Here is a 17,317-nt window from a genome sequence, read left to right on the forward strand (position 1 = left end):
TCCCCTCCGAGGAGAGGGGGGAACCTTTAGCGAATCACCTCATAAATGGCGGTCTGAATGGACTGCCATTTTTTCGTGGTGGCATCCGGCTGTGACTGCGCGCGTCGCGTTGCCATCTCAAGATCGTGCTTCTGGCGCTTCACCACGGCCGGCACGGTGCAGAACGCTTTCAGATACTCTTTACGTATTGACGTCAGGGACTCGCCGTTTGACATAGCGTGGCTGAGCGTATTGATGAAACGACGACACGGCTTCTCTTCTGCCATGTTCTGCCGATAGCGCAGCATAAGCTCCAGAACGTCGTCATAGCCTGCCGACATCGCCTCTTCGGTCCATGACAGCTTCCAGTCCATCCCACCCTGCAAAAAGAGCAGCGCCACGCGGGTATCGTTGCGGTTAATCGCCGAACGGAAATTACTCTCGTCCCAGGTCACTCCCATGCGCGTCAGCGTCTCGCGCGAAGAAGGGGTTTCGCGCATCTCCTGCGGCGGAGCCGCCGCTTGCGCCGTATTTTCGGCCGCAGGCTGCGGTTTGCTGCTGGTCACCAGCCAGAAGCCGCCTACCACGATGGCAATCACCATCACACCGACCGCTCCCCATAGCGCACCGGAGATAAGCTGCTCACGCTGTTCAGGCGTGCGCGGGGCGCGCTGGGTCGGCTTTTCAATCGTGTCGCGTACTTCAAATAGATCCCCACCGGTAACCCGATCCATTTTTTGCGCCTTTTCCCAGAACGCGTGCAGCTCGCTGGCATCCACCGCCATGAATCCGGCCGGGTTGACGCGCGTTCTCCCCTCTTCAAACGCGCGTTGAACCGGACGGGAGATCTGCATGTAGTAGTTATCCAGCAGCTGAATTTGCGCCGAACTTAACGTTTTCTGCACCGTAATGCTGTTGCGGATTTGCCGGATGTCGTCGAGGAAGGTTTGCAGCGTTTTGCGCGGCTCCACCAGGAGCGTCAGCATGGACGGGTCGTTAAACAGCGAGGCGTAATAGCGGCTGAACTCTTTTTTATCCACCAGCATTTGCGCCAGTTCACTGAACATCATGCCGCTCAGGACATCGTTGATTTCGCCATACTTCAGCCAGCGCCGTACGCGGTCAGCGTTAAATAAGGTTTTAAGATGATTATTGAGCCGCACCTGATCGGGCCAGGCCTGCTGAATGAGGCCTTTAATCATTAATTCAATTGCGCGTACCTGCTTGTGCGCCTGCTGTTGCTGGAGTTCGCTTCCCGGGGCCAGCTCGGTGCTGTAGGTCAGAAGCGGCTGCTGCAGACGAAGATGTTCCAGCGTAGTCACAAACCGCATCGCCGCAATAAGCTGGTTTTCACTGACATCCTGCCCGCTTTCGTACTGCGGGACGCGCTGCTGCAGCAGGCGCAGCTGCAGCGTAAATTCCGACATCTCGGCATCATTCAGGTTAAGCTTCTTCGCAACCGTAGCCCATCCCCCGAGGCCTAAACGCGCGCTGTCCAGCTGTTCCAGAAACCAGCGTGGATCTTTCCCCTCAGAAACATGTACATTCAGAAGAAGCAAGATTTCCACCGACGCCTGGCGAATGACCGCCAGACAGTGTTCAAACTGTTCGCGGATATGATGTGATGTGCTGAGAGTCATTGTTTTCCTTAAGCGACAGCGAAGACATCCGGAATGGGCACTAACGGCCGTTTTTCTTTTTATTTATACGCGCTTAACCATACCTGACTTTCTGTTGAAATAAAGTGACAACCCTAAAATCATTTAAAATGCTTCAGGAGAATCTTAATGCCAGTTTTAATGACCTCACGCCTGAACTGCTCGCCCCTGCAGGAGCAAGACTGGCCCTTTTTTCTGGCGTTGCAGCAACACCCCGAAGTCATGCGCTTTGTGGCGGAGAACCGCCCCGTCGCAGCGATCCGGGAGGCGTTTGATTCGCGCCTGACGCCCTGGACGCCAGGCAGCGCGCACTGGCTGTGCCTCGTCGTACGTGATGCCCTCTCACAGGCCCCGCTGGGCGTTACCGGGTATATTCATCGGGAAGAAGATTGCGCCGAAGTGGGCTTTCTTTTTGCCCCCGAGGCGCAGGGCAAAGGTTACGGCTTCGAATCCCTGCAGGCGCTTTGCGATTACGCCTTTCATCAGGGCGGTATTCGTCGGCTCACCGCCACCGTCACCGCGGGAAACGTCGCCTCCAGGCGCCTGCTGGAAAAAGCTCGCTTCCAGCTGGAAGGCGAGCTACGTGAAAGCTATTACCTTTCCGGTCGCTGGCAAAATGACTGGTTATTTGGGTTATTACGGCAGGAATACCTGAACAATAATTCCTGATCAACAGCCATTTGGCGGATATTGCTCGTACCGCGATTCCTCTACAGTATCGCCATTAAGAGGAAACGAATATGAACGGTCATGCGCTAAATATATCTTCTGCCGCCATAGAATTAATAAAGAAACATCAAGGGCTTTCACTGGAGAAATATCGTGATGAAAAGGGTGTATGGGTTATCGGCTATGGGCATGTGATCCGCGAACGGGAAAATTTTCACGGCCTTATCACGCCTCTTCAGGCGGAATATTTACTCCATGAAGATATTCAGCTGTGTGAAACGCTGCTGCGGGAAAAGTGTATACATCCATTAACCCAGCAGCAGCATGACGCGCTGGTACTGATGATACTGAGTTTCGGCGTGACGTCTTCACTCCCGAAAGCGCTGCTTCAGGCCGTCGCCCGGGTGTAGTACATGGCTGCCTGGGTTCGGTTTTTTACCTCCAGCCGGCGAAAAAGCGCTTCCAGATGCGCTTTTACCGTGGCCGCACTGATGTTGAGATTGCGACCAATTTCTTTGTTTGATTCGCCCGCCGCCAGCAGCTTCAGCACCTCACGCTGACGCTCGCTTAAGGAAAGTAACGACTGCGCTGATGATTGCTGGCTGACCCACTCAGCGGGAAAGCAGACCATCCCTCTGGACACGGAATCCAGCACGGCGGCAAACCGCTCAGGGTTGGCGTTACGGGGGATAATAGCCATCACGTTTCGCTGCATGAGTTGTTCAACCCATCGGGTCTCTTTTTTTGCCAGAACCATCATCACCCGTACCAACGGGAAGCGATGCATGATTTCATCCAGGAAAGAACTCCCCTCATCCTGAATTAAATTGCCGTCAATCATGACGATAGCAGACGGTGACGCGGATATTTGCGTCCATAAATCGTCTGCCTGACAAGCCCCCGTTATATTTATTTCAGGAATTAATTTCTGCAAACCGTGTATCGCTCCATGAATAAATATCGACTGCCTGTCAAACATGATTACTCGCATCGTATTTCTCCCTCTGAGAATAGCGAAGGGGGATTCTACATAGGCGCTATTTAAGAAAAAACTCAATGAATGGAGAGGTTACAAATCCGCGAGTGGTTTTTATATTTACCCGCATTTTGACACATCCATATTAAGGATTTCCTTAAGGGGTTCCCTCCCCTTAACATCAGACATCACAGGAACATACCGCCTGACACTTCAATACGTTGCGCGTTCATCCAGGCAAGCTTATCGCTAAGCAGCGCCGCAATGGCATCCCCGATATCGTCCGGCAAACCTACCCGCCCCAGCGCCGTCTGCGACGCCAGCATCTGGTTAAGCTGCGCGTTGTCGCGCACGCGCCCACCGCCAAAGTCGGTTTCGATCGCGCCTGGTGCGATAATATTGACGGAGATACCGCGCGCTCCAAGCTCCTTCGCCTGATAGCGGGTGAGCACTTCCATCGCCCCTTTCATGGCCGCGTAGGTGCCTGAGCCTGGCTGGGTGAAGCGGGCCAGTCCACTGGAGACATTGAGGATCCGCCCCCCGTCGTTAAGCAGAGGCAGCAGGCGCTGCGTCAGGAAGAAAGGCCCTTTGAAGTGAATGTTCAGCGCCTCATCAAACTGGGCTTCCGTCGTTTCGGTATAGGGTGCGTATAAACCCGTTCCGGCATTGTTCAATAAATAATCAAATGTTTTGCGCTGCCAGACGCTCTTCAGAATCTCCTGAAGCTGTTGAGCAAAATTTTCGAAACTGGCGATATCCCCGACATTGAGCTTTAATGCTGCCGCCTTGACGCCTTTTTCCTGAATTTCGCGCACAACTTCCAGCGCTTCCTGCTGGCTACGATTGTAGGTCAGGATAATTCCCGTGCCGTCTGCAGCCAGCTTTAATGCAGCGTTTTTACCTAAGCCGCGGCTACCACCCGTCACTAATGCGATACGTTCAGTCATCATAAACCTCGTTTTGGCTGTTATGGAGATTGAGAAAGAGCTTATTAGGTGATAGAAGATCAATAAAGATGGGTAATAACGCTTCACTGTTTCAGTGCAAACAACAATGAGCTTCATCTATGGATAAAATTCACGCAATGCAGCTGTTTGTTCGCGTCGCGGAACTGGAGAGTTTTTCCCGCGCAGCAGAGACATTAACGCTGCCGAAAGGCAGCGTTTCCCGGCAAATTCAGGCACTGGAAAACCGGCTTGGCACCCAGCTACTGCACCGTACCACGCGCCGCGTTAGCCTGACGCAGGACGGCATGGTCTATTACGAACGGGCAAAAGATCTGCTGGCGAACCTGGATGAGCTGGACGGTATGTTTCAGCACGATCCCTCCAGCATCAGCGGAAGGCTGCGCGTGGATATGCCCGTTGGCGTTGCTCGAAATGTCGTCATCCCCAAACTGCCTGCGTTTTTACAGCAGTATCCGGGTATCGAACTGGAGCTCAGCAGCAGCGATCGTCTGGTGGATGTGGTCCGCGAAGGGTTTGATTGCGTCGTCCGCGTGGGTTCCGTGAAGGACTCAGGGCTGATAGCCCGTCCGCTGGGCAAGCTGTCGGTGATAAACTGCGCCAGCCCGGATTATCTGGCGCGTTTTGGCTACCCTGACACGCTGGACGATTTGGGCTCGCACGCCGTGATTCATTACGCCGCGATGCTGGGAAGCCGCCCTCAGGGCTTTGAATTTTATAACGGAAGCACGACGCAGTGGATAAAAACGGGCGGGGTGCTAACCGTCAACAGCACGGAAACTTACCAGGCCGCCTGCCTTGCCGGGCTGGGGATCATTCAGGCCCCGCGCGTTGGGGTGCGCGACCTGCTGCGCGCAAAGAAACTGATTGAGATCCTCCCGCAGTATCGCGCGGAACCGATGCCTGTCTCCCTGATTTACCCCCACCGGCGCAACCTCTCTCGCCGGGTTCATCTGTTTATGGAGTGGCTAACCGAACTCACAAAAGCTTACGTGGACTAGTCGCAAGCTATAATTCAATAACATCCAGCCAAACGAAAAAGGAAAAGACGCGTGACGCCGGAAAATAACCCGCAACGACCCACCCAACATTTAGATTATGAACCCATCAAGAAGATGGAAACCGAGCCGGAAGAGGCTAAAGCCCCTGGTACAGCCAGCAAGGCGCTGGGCACCGTCACCAGCCTGGCGGAGAGAATTCAGCAGTTTCCCATGGTTGCGCATCTTATACGTGCGACCGAACGCTTTAATGACCGCATGGGGAACCAGTTCGGTGCCGCGATCACCTATTTTTCGTTCCTGTCGATGATCCCCATCCTGATGGTGTCGTTTGCTGCGGCCGGTTTTGTACTCGCGTCGCATCCAACGCTGCTGCAGGATATTTTCAATAAGATCCTGAATAACGTCAGTGACCCAACCCTCGCCACCACGCTGAAAAGCACGATTAACACCGCCGTTCAGCAGCGCACCACCGTCGGGATCGTCGGTTTGCTCATCGCCCTTTACTCCGGCGTTAACTGGATGGGCAACCTCCGCGAAGCTATTCGCGCCCAGTCGCGCGAGGTGTGGGAGCGTAAACCGCAGGATCAGGAGAAAATTTGGGTTAAATATTTCCGCGACTTTATTTCGCTTATAGGCCTGCTTATCGCGCTCGTCGTCACGCTCTCCATTACCTCCGTGGCAGGCTCCGCGCAGCAGATGATTATTTCTGCGCTCTATCTTGATTACATCGAATGGCTGAAGCCCGCCTGGCGCGGCATCGGGCTGGCGATTTCCATCTTCGCCAACTACCTGCTGTTCTTCTGGATTTTCTGGCGCTTGCCTCGGCATCGTCCGCGTAAGAAGGCGCTGCTCCGCGGCACATTGATTGCGGCGATCGGCTTTGAAGTGATTAAGATCGTGATGACTTACACGCTGCCGTCACTGGTGAAATCCCCGTCCGGCGCGGCATTTGGCTCGGTGCTCGGGCTGATGGCGTTCTTCTACTTCTTCGCGCGTTTAACCCTGTTCTGCGCGGCGTGGATTGCCACCGCCGAGTACAAAGGCGACACGCGAATGCCCGGAAAAACACATCGTTAATTCCGCTCTCGGGCTGATATTTCAGCCCGACTCATCATTTCAGCATATAAATCCAGTCCGTAACTTTTATTTAACCGAAAACCAGTTTTATCCACCAATATTTAAAAAACGTGAAGCATTTCATGGAAGCATTTTGGCTGGCCTGAACATTATCCGCTTTTTGTTGATTTTATAATCAGGAAGCTATTTTGTTACAGATTGAAATGTCGCTTTTGCTGTGCGTAATATGGCCTTTCGTTCGACAAAAAATAAGAAAATATTATGCAATCAACAGCCACAACACTCGACTCTGGTGCGGAAAATGTCCCGGTAAACTCGCGCAATAAAGTTGTCGTCGCATCGCTGATTGGCACCGCCATTGAGTTCTTCGACTTTTACATTTACGCCACCGCAGCGGTCATCGTTTTCCCGCATATTTTCTTCCCGCAGGGAGACCCGACGGCGGCGACGCTACAGTCTCTGGCGACCTTTGCTATTGCGTTTGTGGCGCGTCCGATTGGCTCCGCGCTGTTTGGACACTTCGGCGATCGTATTGGGCGTAAGGTCACCCTGGTGGCCTCGCTGCTGACGATGGGCATCTCCACCGTGGCGATCGGCCTGCTGCCGACCTACGAAACCATCGGCATTCTGGCGCCGGTCCTGCTGGCGCTGGCGCGTTTTGGTCAGGGTCTGGGGCTGGGCGGTGAATGGGGTGGCGCGGCGCTGCTGGCGACCGAGAACGCCCCGCCGCGTAAACGCGCGCTGTACGGCTCATTCCCGCAGCTTGGCGCGCCGATTGGCTTCTTCTTTGCCAACGGGACCTTCCTGCTGCTCTCCTGGCTGCTGACGGACGAACAGTTCATGAGCTGGGGCTGGCGTATTCCGTTTGTCTTCTCGGCCGTGCTGGTGCTGATTGGCCTGTATGTGCGTGTTTCCCTGCATGAGACACCGGTGTTCGCAAAAGTAGCCGCGGCTAAAAAACAGGTAAAAGTGCCGCTGGGCACCCTGCTGACCAAACACGTGCGCGTGACCGTGCTGGGCACGTTTATCATGCTGGCGACCTACACGCTGTTCTACATCATGACGGTGTATTCCATGACCTACAGTACCGCTGCCGCACCGGTTGGGCTGGGCCTGCCGCGTAACGAAGTGCTGTGGATGCTGATGATGGCGGTGATTGGGTTTGGCGTGATGGTACCGATTGCCGGCCTGCTGGCGGATAAGTTTGGTCGTCGTGCGAGCATGATTACGATCACCACGCTGATCATTCTGTTTGCTCTGTTCGTCTTCCCGCCGCTGCTGAGTTCAGGTAGCCCGGCGCTGGTGATGGCGTACCTGCTGATTGGCCTGAGCCTGATGGGGCTGACCTTCGGCCCGATGGGCGCGCTGCTGCCGGAGCTGTTCCCGACGGAAGTGCGTTATACCGGCGCGTCGTTCTCCTATAACGTCTCGTCTATTCTGGGTGCGTCCGTGGCACCGTATATCGCCACCTGGCTGCAGGCAAATTATGGTCTGTTCTACGTGGGCGTTTATCTGGCGGCCATGGCGGCGCTGACGTTGATTGCGCTGCTGCTGACGCATGAGACTAAGCATCAGGCGCTGTAAGCTAATGCCGGGTGGCGGCTACGCCTTACCCGGCAATAACAAACCGCACCTTACTTCTTCATCTGCGACAAAATCGTCCGGCATTGATTCGCCTCGCCTTCTGACGGCGAAATCAACGCCAGCAGCGCGGCTGCCGGGGTGACCAACGTCGCGAGGGCTGCGGCCACCGCGCCACGCGCAATCAGCGGCCCGGGCTTGACGCCCGCCTGCGGATTTTTGAAAGTCCCACGCACGTAAAGCGGCGAGCGCAGGGTAATAATACGAATCCCCTTACTTTCCGGATCGATGGTCAAATCCAGCTGCTCGGAGGCCATGCTGGCGGTACCGGTCACGTTAATTACCGCGTTTTCCGTGTCGAAGGCAAAAATCTGCGGACGCGCCACGCCGTTAACCAGATCCACATTCGCCGCCGCGCAGTTCACCCGCACCTCGTCATCGCCAAAGATTTGCCCGATGATAAAGTTACCGACGTTCAGCCCAAGGATCTCCATCAGGTTGCGGCTGACCAGACCGTCGTTCATTAGCAGTTTCAGGTTACCGTTGCCGCTGCCCAGCAGTGCCGCCACGGAATTCCCCACCCCGCGAATGTCCGCATCGCCGTTCATTTCACCGAGGGTTTTCTGCATCAGCTCCACGTTCGGCATCAGCTCTTTCAGCTTCAATCGACGCGCCTGGATCTCCGCCCGCCCCTGCATCGGCTTTTTATCGCCTTCCAGGTGAATGTTGGAGGAAATCGTCCCGCCCGCCATGCCGAACTTCAGCGGCTGCAGGCGCAGGTCGGCATTTTTCAGGATGATATGCGTCGAGAGATCGCTCAGCGGCAGCGTGCTGCCATGCTCAATCTTGCGTCCTTTGAAGCGCACATCCGCATCCATCACGTCCCACTTATCGGTTTCAAAGCGATCGTAAGGCAGCACTTTTCCCGCAGGCTGAACGTCCTTCTTAACCTCTTTTGACTTTGTCCCTTTGCCCGAATCCACGCCTATCAGCGGGCCAAGATCGGCCAGACGCAGCTGGCGGGATTCGACATCCCCTTCCAGTTTTGGCCGTGGTTTTCCGGTGGTGTAGGTCAGCGTGCCGTGAATATCGCTGTCGCCGATGCGGCCGTTGAAATCCCGGTAGTCGAAAACGGACGATTTTTCGGTATCAATTTTGGCAACCAAATGCCCGTCCGTTTCGAACGGCGGGGTATCCGGCAGCAGTACGCCGGTCAGTTCATACAGTTCGCCAAGCGAGTCACCGGCGAACTTGAGCTGCAGGTCGACGCCCCCCATGTTCATCGGGTCGTTGACCGTCCCCACAAACGCCACGCGCGTATTCCCCGAGCGGAAATCCGCCTGCACCGGGAACGGCGTGCCTTCGCTCCGGAGCGCCAGCATGCCGCCGATTTTCCCTTTCCCGTTAAGCGGCTGGCCGTTGTAGCGCCCTTTTGCCGTCAGGCCGAAGACATAATCACCCGCTTTGGCGCTATCGCCTTTCGCTTTATTGCCCGTGACTTCGCTAAACGGCAGCGGTTTACCCAGCGGATCGACCAGGATCTCCACGTCTGCCTTGCTGACCTTATCGTCGATGGCGATCCGCCCGCGATCGAAAAGAATATTGTCCAGACGGAATGACCATGAAGAGGGCTGGGCATTCGGATCTTTTTCGCCGTCGCTGGCAAGGTTAAACGTCCAGTTATTGTTTTTTTCAGAGAGGCGGATCAGGCGCGCATCGGGCTGCTGGAGCTTGATCCACGGCAGATAGACGGTTTTGGTCAGGAGCGCTAGCGGCGCCAGCGTGGCTTCCACGCGCGGCAGATGCACCATGGTCACTTCGGGGATATCCGGCGGGTTGCCGAGAATAATGTCGTCGGCGTGGACGTGCGGCCAGGGGATCCAGCTTCGCCAGCCGGTCTCCTCTTTCTGACGCTCCCATACCACACCCAGATCGCCACGAATGGCGAAGGGACGGTTCAGCTCAGTTGAGACTTTCTGGTTGATGGTCGGCTTAAGGCGGTTCCAGTCAAACGTCGCGATAATGATGACGACGATCGCGATCAACAACAAGAAAATCCCTGTAATCCAGGAAATGACCCTGGTTGTTTTTGTCATTGTTATCCCCTTTCCTGATGACCTGTCCTGTAAAACTATAGTCCAGACAAAGGGAAACGGGGCTATCAGAGGGTCGTTCTGGCGCTTTCGAGGAGATCCATCGGCACGGGGCGAGAGAGGAAATAGCCTTGCGCCGCCGCTGCGGGAGAGTTTTGCACATCACGCCACTCTTCCAGCGTTTCCACGCCTTCAACGATCACCCCCTGGCAATAGCGATTCATCAACTGCAATAACAGTGTAAACAGATTCCGCCCTTCCGGGGTCTGGCGCAACATGATGAACAGATCGCGGGCCACCTTGATGTAGTCATAGCGCACTTCGCTGAGGGCCGAGAAGTTCGCCATACCGGTGCCAAAGTCATCCAGCCACAGTGGGCCAAATTCACACATTGACGCAAACGAGGAATCCTGCGGCAGGCGCACGTGCTCCACCAGCTCAAAGCGCAGCCACGGCAGGGTGGCGATCAGCTCCTGCAGCTTCGCGTTCTGACGCAGCGCCAGCAGAGTTGGGCCATCCACGTTCACCGAGGCGAGGATCGTATGCTGCTCGAAAAAGGCCTGTTTCGTCGCCAGCATACGGAGCTGCTCTTCCAGCACGTCCAGACGCTGGCGAACGGCAACTTCGGCAAAATAGCGATCCGGCGCGATGCGCTGAGTAGGGTTTGAGGGATGCGTAACGACGGTCAAAATCTCAATTGCCATCAGCCGACCGTCCGTTCGATAGATCGGCTGCCAGGTGTACGCGCGCTCACATTGCAGCCAGTAGCGATGCTCCTGCAAGTTCTCAATACTTGCCTCAGGCGTAGTGCTCAGCCGCTGGATAACCTGCTCTGACTTCATTTCAGATGTCCTGTTGTTGGGATAGCCTTTCTGGACTCGTCACAGGATTATCGGCGCGATAATTGAGAACTTTATGTTCAATTCACCGTGGAAATGAAATTAAGATGACAGAAATTTGCCGGAACACGCGCTGGCTCAAATAAAATAATGGAACACCGTTTTAATATAGTTGACCATCTAATTCACTCGGCGCACACTGCTGAAAATTCTTCTGTTCAGGTTCACGACTATGTCCAAAAAAATTGCCGTGATTGGCGAATGCATGATTGAGCTGTCACAAAAAGGCGCGGAAGTCAGCCGCGGATTTGGTGGCGATACGTTAAACACCTCGGTTTACATTGCCCGTCAGGTTGCGCCTGAGGCACTCACCGTGAACTACGTCACCGCCCTTGGTACGGACAGCTTCAGCCAGCAGATGCTGGAAGCCTGGCAAAGTGAACATGTTGACACCTCGCTGATCCAGCGTATGGAAAACCGCCTGCCTGGACTGTACTACATCGAAACTGACAGCACCGGCGAACGCACGTTTTATTACTGGCGTAACGAAGCCGCGGCCAAATTCTGGCTGGAGAGCGACGCCGCTGGGGCCATCTGCGAAGAGCTGGCGACGTTTGACTATCTCTATCTGAGCGGCATTAGCCTGGCGATTTTAAGCCCGGCCAGCCGCGAAAAGCTGCTCTCGCTGCTGCGCGAATGCCGCGCCAACGGCGGGAAGGTGATTTTTGATAACAACTACCGCCCGCGCCTGTGGGCCAGCCGCGAAGAGACGCAGCAGGTTTATCAGCAGATGCTGCAGTGCACGGACATCGCCTTCCTCACGCTCGATGATGAAGACGCCCTGTGGGGTGAAAAGCCGGTTGAGGACGTGATTGCCCGCACGCACGCAGCAGGCGTGAGCGAAGTGGTGATTAAGCGCGGCGCGGAGTCGTGCCTGGTCGCGATTGCGGGTGAAGCGGTGGTTGAGGTCCCTGCGGTGAAGCTGGCCAAAGAGAAAGTGATTGATACCACTGCGGCGGGGGATTCCTTCAGCGCGGGCTACCTGGCGGTACGCCTGACGGGGGGAACGCCGGAAGCGGCGGCACAGCGTGGGCACCTGACGGCCAGCACCGTGATTCAGTATCGCGGGGCGATTATTCCGCGCGAGGCGATGCCTGTTTAGTTTCCCCTAACCCTCTCCCCAAAGGGGAGAGGGCCAGCGTGAGGGGGTTACTGCCCCTGCGGAATATCCGACGCGTCCTGGTGTAGATCATCAGCCGTTGCAGCCTGCGCCGGCTGCGACGCGGTGGCCATAATGGAATCCCAGGTCTTCTGAAGTTCCTTCATGTCATATTCCGGCTCGCCTTTCGGCTGCAGAAGGATCAACGCCATATCCTGCGACAGCTGCTGACGTAAATCCTGATTCAGCATATTCACAGTCAGACCGTTCAGGAAGTCCTGACGCAGCTTCTGGTACTGCTCAGGCGCAATGTCGACAACCTGATTCTGCAGGGAGCGAATCCGCTGGCTGATCAGAATGTCGGTATCGGCGCGAGCGTAGGTGGCAAACAGCTTCTGCAGCTCCAGTTTTTTCTGGGCCAGCAGCGCGTTGAACTCCTCTTCAGAGAGCCCCTCTTTACGCACTTTTGCCAGCTCTTTCGCCACCACACCCAGGTTCGCATTCAGTTTATCGCCCGGTGATTCAACGTTAATGGCACATTGCGCACGCTGGAACAGCACGCGGCAGTCAAAGCCAAGGCCAATGTTCTTCACGTTGTTTTTGCTGAGCGTCTGCTGAACGTGCCAGAACAACGCTTCACGCGCCAGATCGGCACGCCAGTAGCGCAGCAGCGCCGCAGACTCGCGAATAGGCTGCCAGGCGTTATCCCACATCACGGAGAGCCTGTCCTGGCGTACGGTGTCCGTCATAATGCTGACAGGCTCGGCGCGCAGCGGAGAGAGCGTCGGGACAGGGGCTGGCGTTTCGCGTTTGCCCTTCAGATCGCCAAACGCTTTGTTGATCTGCTCAACCACCGCGCGGCTATCCACATTGCCGACGACGATCAGCGTCATCGCGTCCGGGGTGTACCATTTCTGGTAGAACGATTTTACCTGTTCGACGTCCACCGGCTGCTTCAGCGGCTCTGCCGGATCGTGCCCCAGCAATGTTGAGCCTTTCAGACGGTAACGCCACCAGCCCTCTTTGGTATCCGCAGGCCAGGTCGCCACCATGTCGCCGTTGCTCAACGCATAGTTCACGGTGTCCGGCGTAATCGCCAGGTTGCCAGAGGCATCGGAGAGATAGGTAAGGGCTTCTTTAAGCAGGTCGTTACGGTTATTTGGCAGGCTCAGGTTAAACATGGTGTAGTCATACGAGACCACAGCCGGAGGAAGGGGGCGTTTCGGATCGATGGCCTGTTGCCACAGCGAACGCACCTGTACTGCCTGCAAGCTGCCGCTCTGCGTAAGCGCCAGACGGGGAATAAAATGGCTAAAACCGGTTTGCTGAGTGCTTTCCGTAAGGGAGCCGGTATTTACGGACAGACGGATTTCAATACGATCGCTGGGACGCTGTGGAGTAGATAACACCTGCCACTGAAAACCGTTCGCTAACGTGCCTTGTTGCCAGGCCGGGTCTGGCTGGAGCGCATCTGCCTGCACATAACTGGCTGCTGCCATCATCAGCAAACCGCCGGTTAAGAGTCGAATTTTTGTGCCCTGCATGTGAACCCCTGATCAACATTCCTGGTTAAAAAGAGTGTCTCGCGACGCGCTGCACTCTAAAAGATGACGATGAAAACACGTCGATTAGACCGCGCGTTCGGCAAAACGTCACGGTCCGAAGTGAAATATACCCAAAAAAAATCTTGTCGAATTATGACAGGTATGAACAGTTATTATGCGCAGGAGCCCGCATCCCGACAAGGGAATGCGGGCAATTGTGACAAGATTAGGAGGTTAAACCAGGATTTTTGCTATCAGACGCGCGATTATTCAGCGTATCGTTGAGCTTCTTGTGATCCAGCTCTTTCACCCATTTCGCGACCACCACCGTGGCCACGCCATTACCCACCAGGTTGGTAAGAGCACGCGCCTCAGACATAAAGCGGTCAATACCAAGAATCAGTGCCAGACCCGCCACCGGCAGATGCCCCACCGCAGAAATGGTGGCCGCCAGCACGATAAAGCCGCTGCCCGTCACGCCCGCCGCCCCTTTAGACGACAGCAAGAGCACCACCAGCAGGGTGATTTGATGGAAAATATCCATATGGCTGTTGGTCGCCTGGGCGATAAACACGGCCGCCATCGTCAGGTATATCGAGGTACCGTCAAGGTTGAAGGAGTACCCCGTCGGGATCACCAGGCCGACCACCGATTTACGGCACCCCAGCTTTTCCATCTTGTCGAGCATACGCGGCAGCGCCGATTCTGAAGAGGAGGTCCCCAGAACAATCAGCAGCTCTTCACGGATGTAGCGGATGAATTTGAAAATGCTGAAGCCTGTCGCACGGGCGATGGAGCCCAGCACCACCACCACGAAAAGAATACAGGTGATGTAGAAGCAGATGATCAGCTGGCCCAGCTGCACCAGCGTGCCAACGCCATACTTGCCGATGGTGAAGGCCATCGCACCGAAGGCGCCGATCGGCGCCAGGCGCATGATCATATTGATGATGCCAAAGATGACCTGCGAGAAGCTTTCAATCACGTTGAAGATAAGCTGGCCCTTGCTGCCCAGACGGTGCAGGGCGAAGCCAAACATCACGGCAAACAGCAGCACCTGCAGAATGTTTCCGCTGGCGAAGGCGCCGATGACGCTGCCAGGGATGACGTCCAGCAGGAAGGCGACCACGCCCTGATCCTTCGCCTGTTCGGCATAGACCGCGACCGCTTTAGCATCCAGCGTAGAGGGATCAACGTTCATACCCGCGCCAGGCTGTACCACGTTGACGATGACCAGACCAATAATCAGCGCAAGGGTACTGACCACTTCAAAGTAGAGAAGCGCCACTGCACCGGTACGGCCCACCGCCTTCATGCTTTCCATGCCAGCGATGCCCGTTACCACCGTACAGAAGATCACCGGTGCGATGACCATTTTAATGAGCTTAACGAACGCGTCGCCAAGCGGTTTCATTTGCGCGCCCAGCTCCGGGTAATAGTGACCCAGCAGAATACCGATGGCGATGGCTGTCAGGACCTGGAAATAAAGACTTTTGAAGAGTGAGGTTTTCATAGGGTGTCCTTGGGAAGAAAAACCACAGGCTTTGTAAGGTTATGGTTAACCTGCGGCTCTAAAATAACACCCGTATAACAGGACAGAAATAAACCCGGTTCAAATTTGAAACACAAATGTTAAGAACTTTGAACTGGCTCGCACAAGCCAGCAACAAAATTACACTTTTGCGTTATGGTCAGCGCCAGAAAGGTATCGCTGCTCGAAGACATCCGGCGGCACCGCCGGGGCAAAAAGGTAGCCCTGGCCGCTCTCGACGCCCGCCTCTGCCAGCCAGACGCGTTGCGCTTCGGTTTCAATCCCCTCGGCAATAAGATGCACCTTGAGGCTACGCGCCATCTGGACGATGGCCTGCACCATGCTGCTGTCCTCCGGCAGCCCGTCGACAAACGATTTATCGATTTTGAGCACGTCCACCGGCAGGGCTTTCATGTGCTGAAGCTGGCGCAGCCCGGCGTAGCCCATACCAAAATCGTCCAGCGCGATGCGAATGCCGGCATTGCGCAGCGGCTTCAGGATGGCCACCGCGTCGTTAGGATCGTCAATGCGCCGGCTCTCCGTCACTTCCAGCGTCAGCGTATCAGGCTTGATCCGGTAGCGGTGGATCAGCTCCAGCATCTCGGAGACCATCGTCGGATGCATAAGCTGCAGGGCAGACAAGTTGACCGACAGCGGCAGCGTTACGCCGCGCTCCTGCCAGGCGGCAAGCTGGCGGCAGGACTCCTCCAGTACCCAATAGCCAACGGTGACCATCAGGCCGCAGGATTCGATGCGCTCAATCAGCCCCTCCGGCAGCTCCCAGGAGCCATCCGGCTGCTGCAGGCGGAGCAGCGCCTCGGCGCTTTTCACTTCCCCCGTCTGTAAATTCACCTGCGGCTGTAGCCAGAGGGCGAACTGACGGTTATCCAGCGCGGTCAGGATATCGCTCTCTTCCGTCAGGCGCTGCTGCGCCTTTTCCATCTGCTCCGGGTCGAAGAACTGGATCTGATTTTTCCCTTTGCGCCGGGCGGTAAACGCCGCCGAGAACGCGCGGCGGTACAGCTGTTCCGCCGTTAAATCACCGTAGTACATGGCGATACCGATACTGGCGCTCGGACGAAGCTGGATGCCCTGCACGGGCAGCCGCTCATTTATGACAGTGAGTACTTGCTGACCTAATGTGATGGCGTGCCACGGCTCTTTCACGCCGTTGGCAATCACCACCAGGTCGTAACCGCTGACCTGGGTCAGCACCATGCGCGGAGCAAGGACAGACTTCACCTTTTCCACCAGCGTCAGCAGCAGCATTTCACGCTGGCTCTCCTTGAGCACGCCCGCCGTGTCCTGCAGGGTTTCACAGGCAATCACCATCAGCGCCGTGGTTTGCTGCCGCGCAACGGTCTGCTCCAGCATTGCCATCAGAAACGCTTTATTAGGTAGCTCCGACACAGGGAAGCGCGTGGCGCTGTTGTTTAGCTCATCCTGATGACGCTGGATGCGCTGCTGGTTGAGGTTGTAGCTGCGCACCAGCATACCGATCTCATCGTCCTGGTGCAGACGCGGCAGCTCAAGCTGGTGCCCCAGTTGATCCTGCGGCGAAAGCCCATTCAGCTCGCGGGCGATACGGCGCAGCGGGTGAACAATGAGGCGGTTTATACACCACGTCAGCGCTACGCTGATGATCAGGGTCATAAGTAAGCAAGTGGTCACTAACGTAACCACCCAACTCATGACGAATTTATACATCCGGTACGAGTCCGCCTGCAGAACCAGGTAGGCCAGTGGCTGCGGATTGGCAGGACGTTCAAGCGAATAGAGAGGCAGAGAAATTTGCACCGGCAGTTCAAACAGGCGCATCACCATCATCGGGACGGGACGCTCCGGGATAAAACTCATCCGCAACGCCTGGAACTGGTTGGGTAAGACGACATCGGCGCGGCTAACGACCCCGGCAGGCTGAATGCGCTTTAAGATGGTTTCCGCTTCGGGAATGTCCCCTTTCAGGATCGAGGCGGAGAGCGGGCCGCGCACCGAGCGGGCGATACTTTCTAACTGCGAAGCCGTGTTATAGCGATTCTGCTGTACGGAATGAAACAGCAAAATTACGCAGAAGAGCAGTACAAACAGCATAGTGACGGCAGAGACCATCGCCATTTGTTTGATCGTTAAGGAACGGCTGACACGCAAAATGACTCTCCACAAAACTCGAAGCGCAGGGCGCGCCAGGGTGTAAACCTGGCGCGCCTGAGTATACCCGATTGCCGCGCTATTAAGAGAGACTTAC

At 55.8% G+C, this 17,317-nt stretch carries 14 protein-coding genes; 6 read left to right on the forward strand and 8 right to left on the reverse strand.

The window, feature by feature from the left end; translation table 11 throughout:
• Window positions 1-26: 26 nt before the first annotated feature.
• Window positions 27-1,619, reverse strand: a complete 1,593-nt coding sequence (locus tag IM284_RS12110; protein ID WP_047367224.1) for an STY4199 family HEPN domain-containing protein — start codon at window positions 1,617-1,619, stop codon at window positions 27-29.
• Window positions 1,620-1,766: 147 nt separating this feature from the next.
• Here IM284_RS12110 and IM284_RS12115 point away from each other — a divergent pair, with 147 nt between their 5' ends.
• Together IM284_RS12115 and IM284_RS12120 are read left to right on the forward strand one after the other, a co-directional pair.
• Window positions 1,767-2,306 (forward strand): GNAT family N-acetyltransferase, encoded by a 540-nt coding sequence (locus tag IM284_RS12115; RefSeq protein ID WP_028014743.1) that lies wholly within the window; start codon window positions 1,767-1,769, stop codon window positions 2,304-2,306.
• A 71-nt stretch (window positions 2,307-2,377) separates the two neighbouring features.
• Window positions 2,378-2,716 carry a lysozyme gene (locus tag IM284_RS12120; RefSeq protein ID WP_028014744.1) on the forward strand — a complete coding sequence of 113 codons (339 nt, stop codon included), beginning with the start codon at window positions 2,378-2,380 and terminating at the stop codon, window positions 2,714-2,716.
• Here the strand turns inward: IM284_RS12120 and IM284_RS12125 are convergent.
• Window positions 2,695-3,297, reverse strand: coding sequence for a response regulator transcription factor (locus IM284_RS12125; protein ID WP_047367225.1), 603 nt, complete (start codon window positions 3,295-3,297; stop codon window positions 2,695-2,697). The genes IM284_RS12120 and IM284_RS12125 overlap by 22 nt on opposite strands.
• 173 nt (window positions 3,298-3,470) lie before the next feature.
• Window positions 3,471-4,229 (reverse strand): SDR family NAD(P)-dependent oxidoreductase, encoded by a 759-nt coding sequence (locus IM284_RS12130; protein ID WP_047367226.1) that lies wholly within the window; start codon window positions 4,227-4,229, stop codon window positions 3,471-3,473.
• 119 nt (window positions 4,230-4,348) lie between these two features.
• On the opposite strand from IM284_RS12130, the gene IM284_RS12135 reads away from it, so the two are divergent.
• From IM284_RS12135 to IM284_RS12145, 3 genes are all read left to right on the forward strand, one after another.
• The gene (locus IM284_RS12135) at window positions 4,349-5,248 is read left to right on the forward strand and encodes a LysR family transcriptional regulator (protein ID WP_047367227.1); all 900 of its coding nucleotides are present in this window, start codon (window positions 4,349-4,351) and stop codon (window positions 5,246-5,248) included.
• Between the two features lie 51 nt (window positions 5,249-5,299).
• Window positions 5,300-6,325 (forward strand): inner membrane protein YhjD, encoded by a 1,026-nt coding sequence (gene yhjD / locus IM284_RS12140; protein WP_041911856.1) that lies wholly within the window; start codon window positions 5,300-5,302, stop codon window positions 6,323-6,325.
• A gap of 261 nt (window positions 6,326-6,586) precedes the next feature.
• Window positions 6,587-7,909, forward strand: a complete 1,323-nt coding sequence (locus IM284_RS12145) for an MFS transporter (protein ID WP_028014749.1) — start codon at window positions 6,587-6,589, stop codon at window positions 7,907-7,909.
• 50 nt (window positions 7,910-7,959) lie between these two features.
• Here the strand turns inward: IM284_RS12145 and IM284_RS12150 are convergent, their stop codons facing one another.
• Together IM284_RS12150 and pdeH are read right to left on the reverse strand one after the other, a co-directional pair.
• Window positions 7,960-10,002 (reverse strand): AsmA family protein, encoded by a 2,043-nt coding sequence (locus tag IM284_RS12150; protein ID WP_047367228.1) that lies wholly within the window; start codon window positions 10,000-10,002, stop codon window positions 7,960-7,962.
• A gap of 65 nt (window positions 10,003-10,067) precedes the next feature.
• The gene (gene pdeH, locus IM284_RS12155) at window positions 10,068-10,841 is read right to left on the reverse strand and encodes a cyclic-guanylate-specific phosphodiesterase (RefSeq protein WP_041911854.1); all 774 of its coding nucleotides are present in this window, start codon (window positions 10,839-10,841) and stop codon (window positions 10,068-10,070) included.
• 229 nt (window positions 10,842-11,070) lie between these two features.
• Between pdeH and IM284_RS12160 the strand changes: the two genes are divergently transcribed.
• On the forward strand, window positions 11,071-12,000 hold the full coding sequence (locus tag IM284_RS12160) for a sugar kinase (RefSeq protein WP_047367229.1): 930 nt from the start codon (window positions 11,071-11,073) through the stop codon (window positions 11,998-12,000).
• Window positions 12,001-12,047: 47 nt separating this feature from the next.
• Here IM284_RS12160 and IM284_RS12165 read toward each other — a convergent pair whose 3' ends face one another.
• The 3 genes from IM284_RS12165 to hmsP all read right to left on the reverse strand — a co-directional run bounded on the left by IM284_RS12165 (window position 12,048) and on the right by hmsP (window position 17,220).
• Window positions 12,048-13,541: a pitrilysin family protein gene (locus IM284_RS12165; protein WP_041911852.1), complete on the reverse strand. Its 1,494-nt coding sequence runs from the start codon at window positions 13,539-13,541 to the stop codon at window positions 12,048-12,050.
• A 226-nt stretch (window positions 13,542-13,767) separates the two neighbouring features.
• Window positions 13,768-15,054: a dicarboxylate/amino acid:cation symporter gene (locus tag IM284_RS12170; protein WP_028014754.1), complete on the reverse strand. Its 1,287-nt coding sequence runs from the start codon at window positions 15,052-15,054 to the stop codon at window positions 13,768-13,770.
• Between the two features lie 159 nt (window positions 15,055-15,213).
• Window positions 15,214-17,220 (reverse strand): biofilm formation regulator HmsP, encoded by a 2,007-nt coding sequence (gene hmsP, locus IM284_RS12175; protein WP_028014755.1) that lies wholly within the window; start codon window positions 17,218-17,220, stop codon window positions 15,214-15,216.
• Between the last annotated feature and the right edge of the window lie 97 nt (window positions 17,221-17,317).

Origin of the sequence: Enterobacter cloacae complex sp. P12RS, assembly GCF_014895875.1 — a bacterium.
In the GTDB taxonomy this organism is placed as follows: Bacteria; Pseudomonadota; Gammaproteobacteria; order Enterobacterales; family Enterobacteriaceae; genus Enterobacter; species Enterobacter bugandensis.